This window comes from Glycomyces lechevalierae (assembly GCF_027622945.1).
GTDB classification, from domain to species: domain Bacteria; phylum Actinomycetota; class Actinomycetes; order Mycobacteriales; family Micromonosporaceae; genus Glycomyces; species Glycomyces rutgersensis.
On record NZ_JAPZVQ010000020.1, the window covers coordinates 94420 to 104119 of the forward strand.

The following is a 9700-nucleotide window of genomic DNA, read 5'->3' on the forward strand; positions in this document are numbered from 1 at the left end:
CATGCAACGTGAACGCCTCGACCTCGACCCGATCCAGGAGACCCTGCTGCTCACGCTCTACGCGAGGGCGCTGGACAGTCGGCGGGACCGCTCCATCCTGGGCGACACCCGGTCCGCCGACCTGGCTGACCGTATCGGATACGACTTCGCCAAGCTCGACGTCAAGCCCGGTCTCGTGTGCGGTACCGCATTGCGCGCCAAGCGCATCGACGAAGCCGTCAAGAGCTTCACCACCGACCACCCGAACGCCGTCGTGTTGGATCTCGGCTGCGGCCTCGACACCCGCATCTTCCGCTGCGACCCGCCGCCCGGCGTCGACTGGTACGACGTCGACCTCCCCGAGATCGTCGCCATCCGCGAGCGGCTGCTGCCGTCCCGATCCACGCACATCGGCGTCGATCTCACCGAGACCGGTTGGCACACCGAGCTTCCCGCTGAGCGCCCGGCGATGATCGTGGCCGAAGGCCTGCTGCCGTTCATGCCGGGCGATTCCTTCCAGCGGACCATCCGGGCGCTGACCGCGCACTTCGCCGCCGGCGAGCTCGTCCTCAACGGCTACACGAGGTTCGCGGCCTGGGCGATGAAGTACCACCCCGTCATCAAGACGATCGGCATCACCGCGGCTCAAGGCTTCGACGACCCGCGCGAACCCGAGACCTGGGAGGCCGGGTTGGCCTTGGCCGAGGAACTGCTGCTCACCCGCGCCGCTGAGGTCGCCGACTTCCCGCAGCCACTGCGCGCCCTCACCCGGGCCATGGGCCTGAGCACCCGACTGTCCCGGCAAGGAACCCGAATACTCCGCTACCGGTTCTAACCCGACCAGCGACACCCCGGGCGCACCAAACCCGATCCTCCCAATGCCCGCACTAGCAGCATCACCGACTCGGGCGCCTGGGACCGGCTCCCCGGCGAGCGCCGGAACGCCCTGTACGGGCAGGGTGGGCACGCTGGACGACGTCACCGACACCGCCCTGTGGCTCCTCGGCGCGAGAGCGGTGACGGGCGAGACGATCCACGTCGACGGCGGCACCCGCCACCGCTGACCTCACGTGTGCGCCGACCGCTTTCGTACACTTCGCCGATGGAGATCATCGACATCGAGCCCGGGGACGCCCGGCTCACCACCGAACTGCTGCCCGTCCTCAACGAACTGCGGCCGCATCTCAGCGCGGAGGACTACCTCGCGGTGTACGACGAGGGACATCCGCAGGGGCTGCGGTTCACCGCGGCCTATGCGGAAGCGGGCGAGTGCGTAGGGGTGGCGGGCTGGCGCACGGTGGCGAACACCAACCGGCGCCGGATGCTGTACGTCGACGACCTGGTGACGGCCTCCGCATCGCGGTCGACGGGAGTCGGCCGCGCGCTCCTCGGATACCTCGAGAGGCGGGCCCGTGAGCTCGGTTGCACTGCGCTCCACCTGGACTCGGGGACGCAGCGGCGGGACGCCCACCGCTTCTACATGCGGGAGCGGCTGACCATCATGGCGTTCCACTTCGCGATCGAGCTCGACTAGGCGGTGCAGTCCTGCGGCCGGTCCCTCCCGAGTTCAGGAGGGACCGGCCGGAGGTCAGCGGATGCCGCCGAGGATCGCGTCGAGCGTCGCGAAGTCCACCGGCGGGGCCTCGGAGCCGTCGACCGCCTCGACGCCGACCCCGATCACCCAGCCGTCGCCGACGCGGTACTCCAGCGAGGTCGAGCTGGGGCGGCCCTCCGTGATGGTCCGGTGCACGGACGCGTCCCCCGGGCCGTCCGCAGCGGTCTCGCAGTCCACATCGGAACATTGTGCGAAGGAGGCGGCGCCCACCGTCGGATCGCCGCCCGCGTCCTCGACCGGCTCGGCCTGCAGGAAGAGCCGGACGGTCTCGCCCGACTCGAGTTCGGCTAGCACGAACACCATGCGGGTCGCGTCGGTGCCGTAGACCGGCCCGCCGTAGGTCGCGACCTCCGGTGCGAGACGGACGAACTCGGCCGTGTCGGTGTCGACCTCGATCCCCGGGATCTCGCGTTCCGCCGCGGCCGCCAGGTCGGCGGCGACGTCGTCCCAGGCCCGAACTTCGACTTCGGGGGCCTCCTCGCCCGCCGGGAGGGCCCGGATGATGTCGACGACCTGGTCGATGCTCGGGGCCTGCCGGTCGGATTCGAAGCGCAGCGAGAGATCCAGTGTCACCACGACGTCCTCGCGGAACAGGAACGCCGCCACCACCGGGAACTCGGCCGCGCCCTCCGCCTCGGTGTCAGCGTCCACGAAGTCCGTACGGGAGCCCTCGATGAGCAGGACCCGCCCCTCCGGGACGTCCTCCCAGGAGCACTCGACGTTCGGATTGGGGGGGCATTCCTTCTCTTCCATCTGGGATTCGTAGTTCACGCCCCCGGCCTCCCAGGAGCCCCCTCGCACCCAAGCCCAGTCCGAAGTGGATCCGTCGCCGAACGCGAAGGACTCGTCCAGGATGTAGGCGCCCTGCTCCTCGGAGTAGTAGACCCCGTCGTAGTCCGGCCGGGTTTCGAGGCAGCGCCCCAGCGGCTCGCCGCCGAGCTCCTTCAGCGCCTCGAACAGCACCTGGTTGTAGGCGTCCGCCGTGCGCTCCTGCTCGTCGGTCTGCCCGCCCGGCTCAGGGCAGTTGCCGTGGTCGGCGCGGGACCACTCGTTGAGGAAGTCGTCGTCGGCCGGGACGGTCGGGAGGTCCTGCGGCGCGGCGCCGCCGCGCTCGGCCGTCTCCCCGTTCCCTCCGATGGTCAGCGGGATGCCCACGGCCGCACCCAAGGCGAGCACCGCGGCGGCGGCTCCGGCGGCGGCGATGCCGATCTGCCTGCGGCGGGCCACGTCGCGCCGGCCCAGCCGGACGATCGCGTCGGGGTCCACGCGGTCGACGTCCACCGGTCCGGAGGCGGCCTTGTCGAGCAGGCGCCGCACCTCGTCCTCGTTCATCACTTGCTCCCTGCGGGGTTCAACGTTTCGTAGTGTTCGCGCAGCGTCTTGAGGCCGCGCGCGGTGTTGCTCTTGACGGTCCCGGTGCTGCAGCGCAGGATCCGGGCGGTCTGCTCGACCGACTGGTCCTCCCAGAAGCGGAGGACGATCGTGGCCCGCTGCTTCAGCGGCAGCCGGGCGAGGATCGCGGCGGCCTCGGCCTGGTCGTCCCCGGGGCTCGCCGCTTCGCGCTGGTCGGGCGGGAAGGCGTACGACCGCTCGCGGCGGAACCAGGTTCGCCGGGTCTGGTCGACCAGGACGTTGGCGACGATGCGCCGCGTGTAGGCGTCGACGGTCTCCCGCCGGGTCCGGTCCCAGGCTCCGAACAGCTTGACCAGCGCGGTCTGCACGGCGTCCTCGGCATGGTGCCAGTCGCCGCAGGTCAGGAACGCCATGCGGAGCAGGGCGGCGCGGTTGGCCTCCACGTACACGCGGAACTCGCGCTCGGATTCGGGGGTCATGGATCGCCTTTCGACGCTGATTCGACGCCGTTAGTACGGAACGGGCGGGCTGCGAGGTTGCATCCGGCCCGGACCGGCGCAACTTCCGGCCGCTGGCTCTCGCATCACATCCGCTTGCGGATTCTTGCGAGTAGACTCATTATTGAATTCACTCATAAAACATGGAAGGGAGCGAGTCATGAAGGCGTTCGTCGTCACCGAGTACAAGGCCCCGCTGGAGCTGGCTGAGGTCGCCGAGCCCGAGGTGGGCGCGCGGGACGTGCTGGTGCAGGTGCGGGCCGCCGGGCTGAACCAGCTCGACGAGAAGATCCGCGCGGGCGAGTTCAAGCTGTTCCTGCCCTACCGGCTGCCGCAGGTCCTCGGCAACGACGTCGCCGGGACCGTCCTGCGCGTCGGCCCGGACGTGCGCCGGTTCAAGCCCGGCGACGAGGTCTACGGCCGCCCCGACAAGGACCGCATCGGCACGTTCGCCGAGCGCATCGCGGTGGCCGAGGACGACCTCGCGCTGAAGCCCGCGTCGATCGGGTTCGAGGCCGCCGGCTCGCTGCCGCTGGTCGCGCTGACCGCTTGGCAGGCGCTCGTCGAGAGGGGCGGGCTCCGGGCCGGGCAGAAAGTCCTCATCCACGCCGGCGCGGGCGGCGTCGGGTCGATCGCGATCCAGCTCGCCAAGCACCTCGGCGCCACCGTCGCGACCACGGTCAGCGCCGCGAACGCCGACTTCGTGCGCGGGCTCGGCGCCGACGTCGTCATCGACTACCGCAGCCAGGACTTCGAGCAGCTGCTCTCCGGCTACGACCTCGTGCTGGACAGTCTGGGCGGCAAGAACCTCGAGCGGTCGCTGCGCGTGCTCCGCAAGGGAGGCAAGGCCATCGGCATCGCCGGTCCCCCGGACCCGGGCTTCGCCCGCGAGCTCGGCGCGAACCCGGTGCTGCGCCTGGCTTTCGCCGGACTGAGCAGCGGCGTCCGCCGCCAGGCCCGCAGGCTCGGCGTCCACTACGAGTTCCTGTTCATGCGCGCCAGCGGCGACCAGCTCCGCGAGATCACGGCGCTCGTCGACAGCGGCGCGATCCGACCCGTCGTCGGCAAGACCGTGCCCTTCGGCGAGACCGCCGAGGCGCTGAGCGCCCTCGAACGGGGCGGCATCCGCGGCAAGGCCGTCGTCACCGCCGCCTGACCCGATCACCACTACTGAGAAGAACCAAGGAGCACATCATGAACACGCAGCACTCCACCGAACCGGTCGTGACCTCGTACGCGCAGGCGCCGACCCGCACCGTCCGCACCCGGGGCGTCGAGTACGCCTACCGGGAGCTGGGGCCCGAGGGCGGGATCCCGGTCGTCTTCTTCGTCCACCTCGCCGCGACCCTCGACAACTGGGACCCGCGGATCGTCGACCCGATCGCGCGGCACCGCCACGTGATCACCTTCGACCAGCCGGGCGTCGGCGCCTCCACCGGCACGGTGCCGGACACCGTCGAGGCGATGGCCGACGACGCGCTGGCGTTCATCGACGCCCTCGGGCACGAGAAGATCGACGTCTTCTCGTTCTCCCTGGGCGGGATGATCGCCCAGGCGCTCGTCGTCAAGCGGCCCGAGCTCGTCCGCAAGCTGGTCCTCACGGGCACCGGCCCCAAGGGCGGCAAGGACATCGACAAGGTCGGCCGCACCACGTACTACGACATCGCGCGGGCGACGCTGACCCGGTCCGACCCGAAGGAGTTCCTGTTCTTCAACCGGGACGCCACCGGCAGGGCCGCCGGGAAGGCGTTCGTGAAGCGCCTGGAGGAGCGCACCGAGGACCGCGACGCGCCGATCAAGCTGCGGGCGATGCAGACGCAGTTGAAGGCCATCAAGCGGTGGGGGCGCGGCGCGCCCGCCGACCTGTCGGCGTTCACGCAGCCGACCCTGATCGCCAACGGCGACAACGACCGCATGGTGCCCTCGGTCCTCTCGACGGACCTCCACCGCCGCATCAAAGGCTCCGAGCTGGCCGTCTACGCCGGCTCCGGCCACGGCGGGATCTTCCAGTTCCACGACGAGTTCGCGCCGGCGGCCGTGCGGTTCCTCGGCGGCGGCGAGTAGCGGGGCCGGGGCCTTCCGCGTGAGCGGGAGCGCCCGGCCGCCATGGAAGAATGCCCGGAGGCGCCTCCGGGCCCAGACAGGATGGCCGTGCCCGACGACGGGCGCGGCCGGATTCGACCTTCGAAGGAGACGTCATGAGCGCCGCTCCCCAGCGCGTCGGACGGCGTGAGCGGAACAAGCAGGAGAAACTCGAGCGCATCACCGCCGCCGCCCGTGAACTGTTCGCCGAGCACGGCGTCGACGAGGTCACCACGCAGCAGGTGGCCGAGAAGGCCGACATCGGCGCCGGCACGCTGTTCCTCTACGCCAAGACCAAGGGCGACCTGCTGCTGCTCGCGCAGAACGCGTCGTACGCCGACGCGCTCGAGCAGGGCAGGGCCGCGGCCGAGTCCGCCGCCGACACCCTGGCGGGGGTCCTGGCGATCGTCCGCCCGGTCGTGGAGTGCAACCGCAAGCAGGTCGAGAACGGCCGGACCTACCTGCGGGAGATGGTGTTCGGCGACCCCGAGGAGCCGCACCGCCAGGTCGCCCTGGGCCTCGCGCTCCAGACCGAGGAGGCGATCGCCGCCGTCATCGCCCGCGACCTGCGGACCGAGCCCGGCACCGCGCCCGCGCTCGCCCACGTGGTCTCCTCGATCATGTTCATCACCATGGCGTCGCCGGCGAACGCCGGCAGCCCGGTGGACGCCCTGATCCAGGAGATCGGCGACCAGGTCCGGCTTCTGCTCCCCCGTTGACGGCGAGTCATCGCATAGTGCGCAATGCATTACAGAACGGGAATGTCGCACCGGCTCTCTATCCTCGGCGACGACATTCCCGGCCGCACGAAGGACGATGATGACCAAAGCCGTTGCGCCCCAAGAGGACAAGCTCAAACTCCCGACGTCCTGGAAGAACCGGGTGCTGCCGAGGCGCGGCATGCCGTTCAAGGGGACGGTCAAACCCGCCGCCCCGAAGGCCGTTGCGGAGGTCGCCAGCCGACGCGCTGACAAGGCCGACGACCTCAGGGCCGCACTGTCGCTCGCCGGAAACGCCCCCTGGGCGGCCGCGGGGAAGGCGTACCTCGACGGGGCCGCCGATCCGCGCGGCGCAGCCGCCGTGGCGGCGCTCCTCGTCGAACCGGAGCAGTTGTACGGGAAGCCGTGGCTGCGGCCCACGCTCGACGCCTGGATCGCCGAGCACGGCGCGACGTTCGCCGTCGCGGCGGCGGCGGCGTTCCTCGCCGTCCAGGAGCAGACCGAGAGGTACGTGGACCGGCCGCCGATCGCGGAGCGCATCCTCGTCGAAAGCCCCGCCGAGGACCTCGAAGTGCTCGACCGCGAACTCGACTACGACGGCATCGCCATGATCCGCTCCCTTCTGGCGCAAGCCGATGACGAGGTATATGCAGCAGCCGTCGCGGCGGTCGGAGCACTCCGCACCACCGCGGCGGCCCGCATCGCCGCCATGCTCCTGTTCCCGGACGAGCGCGAATGGGTGCGCGAAGGCTGCGCGGACTACATGAAGGCCCGCGAACGCTGCTACTGCGACGACATGGTGTGGCTCGCGATGAGCAGCGCCGAGCAGGTCGCGGAAACGGGCCTCCTCGAGGCCGAAGAGCACTTCCTGGGGTACGACGCCCTGGTGAACCTGGTCGCCGTCATGGGCGCGGACGCCCTCCCGGTCCTCACCGCGCTGACCCGCACCGGCGCCTTCCACGTCCGCTTCCGTGCGAACCAGTTGGAGGCGATCTCGCTGCTCCCCAGCGACGAGGCGATGGCGTACCTCCTCTCGAACCTCAAGGAGCCGTCCGCGATCGGCTTCGCCGCCAAGGCCGCCGCGGCCTTCCCGCTGCGGACCCTGCGCGTCGCGGCCCGCCTCGCGCCCGCGCTGTCCGCCGAAGACCGCGCCGACCTCGTCGCGATCGCGGCCCTCCCCGACGCCGCGCTCCGCGTCCACCTCGACGCGACCGGTCGGGCCGCCCTCGACGACCTGTTCGCGACCACCGGGTTCGTCCCCGAGGCCGCCCCTGGGGACCTGCCGCCCCTGCTCGTGACCCCGCCGTGGACCCGCAAGCGCCCCAAGGCCGTCACCGTCCCCGGCCTCGAGGCTCCCGCCGAGACGCGCCTCGTGTGGGCCGAAGGCGAACGGGAGGCCTGGAACGCGATCCCGGACCCCACCCGCCACAACGAGTTCTGGCTCGAGAACTTCGGCACCCTGCCCGATCTCGACGCCTACAACTGGCGCCTGACCCGGTTCCTGGCGCACGGGGACCTCGCGCTCGCCGAGCCCCGATTGGAGCAGTGGGACGGCGACGAGCGGCACTTCGATCCGGCGGACCTGCAGCGCATCCTCGCCCGGTTCGGCGAACGCGTCATCGACCGGGTGCTCGCACAGTCCCGTTTGGACGATGTGTGCCCGGAACTCCCCGGTCCCGTTCTCGGCCTTGAAGCCGCGCGGATCACCGCCGAACGCCTCGTGCGGGTCAAGCAGGCCCGGCCGCACGCGCTGCGCTGGCTCGACCGGCACGGCCTCGCCGCCGTCCCCTACCTGGTGCCCGACGCGCTCGGCGACGACAAGGACCGCCGCCGGCACGCCGAGGCCGCGCTCGACCACTTGGCCGTGCGGCACGGCAAGGCGGCCGTCACCGCCGCCGCCCAACCGTTCGGAACCGAAGCCGCCCAAGGCATCGGCACGCAGCTCAGCGACGACCCGCTGACCCCGAGCGTCAAAGTCGTCAAGCCCGGCAAGTGGGCCCTGCCGTCCGCGCTGCCGCAGGTCCTCCTCGCGGGCCGCGAGCTCGCGCTGCCCGCCGACTCGGTCGCGCACCTGGTCACCGTGCTCGCGCTGACCTCGCCCGACTACCGCTATCCGGGGCTCGACGTGGCGGCCGCGGCCTGCGACCGCGCATCGCTCACCCGCTTCAGCCTCGCGCTGTTCGAGCTGTGGCTCGAGGCGGGATCGCCCTCGAAGGACAGTTGGGCGCTGCGCCAGCTCGCCCACTTCGCGGACGCCGGGACCGTGGCGCGGCTCGCCGACCGGATCCGCCGATGGGCGGACGAGAACCAGCACAAGCGGGCCGCCACGGGCGTGGCAGTGCTCGCCGAGATCGGCACCGAGGACGCCGTGCGCGGGCTCCAGCAGCTCGCCGAGCGCACGAAGTTCAAGGCGCTCAAGGCGGAAGCCGGGCGCCAGATCACCGCACTGGCCGAACGCCTCGGGCTCAGCCGGGAGCAGCTCGCCGACCGGCTCGTCTCCGATCTCGGACTCGGCGACCGGGACTCGCTCATGCTCGACTACGGTCCCCGCCGCTTCACCGTGGTCCTCGACGAGCGGCTGGTGCCGGGCGTCGTCGACCAGCACGGCAAGCCGCTCAAGGCGCTTCCGAGGCCGGGGGTGAAGGACGACCCCGAGCAGGCGAACGCGGCCTATCAGCGTTTCACCGCGCTGAAGCAGGAGCTGCGCACGGTGGCCGCGGAGCAGGTCCGCCGCCTCGAGGCGGCCATGGTCGCGGCCCGCACCTGGACCAAGGCCGAGTTCGAGCGGTACTTCGTCGGCCACCCGCTCAACCGCCACCTGGCCCGGAGGCTCGTGTGGGCGTTCAGCGAGGGCGGCGCGCACACGGGCTTCCGGATCGCCGAGGACCAGACGTACGCCGACGCGAACGACGAGGCGGTCGCGCTGCCGGAGGACGCCGTGATCCGGCTCGACCACCCGGTCCTCATGGGCGACAAGGCCGCCGACTGGATCCGGCTGTTCGCCGACTACGAGATCCTGCAGCCGTTCGACCAGCTCGAGCGGCCCGTGCTGGCCTTCAGCGCCGAGGAGCTGCGGACCGGCCGCCTCGCCCGCTTCGAAGGCGCCGAGGTCGAGGCCCTGCGGATCCTCGGCGCGACGAGCCAGGGATGGGAACGCGCGAAGCCCGAGGACGCCGGCGTCGAACCGGGCGTCTCCTGCCGACTCGCGAACGGCCTCGTCGTCGCCGCGGCGCTGCGGCCCGGGATCTGGGCCGGGAACGCCAAGGAGTCCGAACTGCAGACCGTCCACAGTGTCGTGATCTCCACGGGCGAGCCGCAATGGTGGTTCGACGAGCGGTCGACCGCGGGCCTGGGCGGCCTCGACCCGGTCACCGCCTCGGAGATCCTGGCGAAACTCGCCCGCCTCACCGACGCCTGAGTTCCGGGGGGGGGGGGGGGGGGCCCCCCCCCCCCGG

Annotated in this window: 8 protein-coding genes; 6 read left to right on the plus strand and 2 right to left on the minus strand. The window is 71.5% G+C overall.

Features of this window, described 5'->3' with window-relative positions; translation table 11 throughout:
* The first annotated feature begins 1 nt into the window (after position 1).
* On the plus strand, positions 2 to 814 hold the full coding sequence (locus tag O2L01_RS23185) for a class I SAM-dependent methyltransferase (protein WP_270124420.1): 813 nt from the start codon (positions 2 to 4) through the stop codon (positions 812 to 814).
* A 267-nt stretch (positions 815 to 1081) separates the two neighbouring features.
* A complete protein-coding gene (locus tag O2L01_RS23190; RefSeq protein ID WP_270124421.1) occupies positions 1082 to 1513 on the plus strand; it encodes a GNAT family N-acetyltransferase in 432 nt (143 codons plus the stop codon).
* A gap of 54 nt (positions 1514 to 1567) precedes the next feature.
* Here O2L01_RS23190 and O2L01_RS23195 read toward each other — a convergent pair whose 3' ends face one another.
* Positions 1568 to 2926: a hypothetical protein gene (locus tag O2L01_RS23195; protein ID WP_270124422.1), complete on the minus strand. Its 1359-nt coding sequence runs from the start codon at positions 2924 to 2926 to the stop codon at positions 1568 to 1570.
* Entirely contained in the window at positions 2926 to 3426 is a 501-nt protein-coding gene (locus tag O2L01_RS23200; RefSeq protein ID WP_270124423.1) for a SigE family RNA polymerase sigma factor, read from the minus strand. Before O2L01_RS23200 ends, O2L01_RS23195 begins: the two co-directional genes overlap by 1 nt.
* Before the next feature lie 178 nt (positions 3427 to 3604).
* Here O2L01_RS23200 and O2L01_RS23205 point away from each other — a divergent pair, with 178 nt between their 5' ends.
* The 4 genes from O2L01_RS23205 (at position 3605) to O2L01_RS23220 (ending at position 9663) form a co-directional block, all read left to right on the plus strand.
* On the plus strand, positions 3605 to 4600 hold the full coding sequence (locus O2L01_RS23205; RefSeq protein ID WP_270124424.1) for an NADP-dependent oxidoreductase: 996 nt from the start codon (positions 3605 to 3607) through the stop codon (positions 4598 to 4600).
* A 38-nt stretch (positions 4601 to 4638) separates the two neighbouring features.
* On the plus strand, positions 4639 to 5508 hold the full coding sequence (locus O2L01_RS23210) for an alpha/beta fold hydrolase (RefSeq protein ID WP_270124425.1): 870 nt from the start codon (positions 4639 to 4641) through the stop codon (positions 5506 to 5508).
* A gap of 134 nt (positions 5509 to 5642) precedes the next feature.
* Entirely contained in the window at positions 5643 to 6245 is a 603-nt protein-coding gene (locus tag O2L01_RS23215) for a TetR/AcrR family transcriptional regulator (RefSeq protein ID WP_270124426.1), read from the plus strand.
* Between the two features lie 100 nt (positions 6246 to 6345).
* Complete coding sequence (locus tag O2L01_RS23220; RefSeq protein WP_270124427.1) at positions 6346 to 9663, plus strand: DUF4132 domain-containing protein; 3318 nt, start codon at positions 6346 to 6348, stop codon at positions 9661 to 9663.
* Positions 9664 to 9700: the final 37 nt, after the last annotated feature.

What these genes read in the sequence shown, in the direction of transcription:
- O2L01_RS23185 (WP_270124420.1), top strand. Translation starts at nt 2, where the DNA reads ATGCAACGTGAACGCCTCGACCTCGACCCGATCCAGGAGACCCTGCTG.
- O2L01_RS23190 (WP_270124421.1), top strand. Translation starts at nt 1,082, where the DNA reads ATGGAGATCATCGACATCGAGCCCGGGGACGCCCGGCTCACCACCGAA.
- O2L01_RS23195 (WP_270124422.1), bottom strand. Translation starts at nt 2,926, where the DNA reads ATGAACGAGGACGAGGTGCGGCGCCTGCTCGACAAGGCCGCCTCCGGA.
- O2L01_RS23200 (WP_270124423.1), bottom strand. Translation starts at nt 3,426, where the DNA reads ATGACCCCCGAATCCGAGCGCGAGTTCCGCGTGTACGTGGAGGCCAAC.
- O2L01_RS23205 (WP_270124424.1), top strand. Translation starts at nt 3,605, where the DNA reads ATGAAGGCGTTCGTCGTCACCGAGTACAAGGCCCCGCTGGAGCTGGCT.
- O2L01_RS23210 (WP_270124425.1), top strand. Translation starts at nt 4,639, where the DNA reads ATGAACACGCAGCACTCCACCGAACCGGTCGTGACCTCGTACGCGCAG.
- O2L01_RS23215 (WP_270124426.1), top strand. Translation starts at nt 5,643, where the DNA reads ATGAGCGCCGCTCCCCAGCGCGTCGGACGGCGTGAGCGGAACAAGCAG.
- O2L01_RS23220 (WP_270124427.1), top strand. Translation starts at nt 6,346, where the DNA reads ATGACCAAAGCCGTTGCGCCCCAAGAGGACAAGCTCAAACTCCCGACG.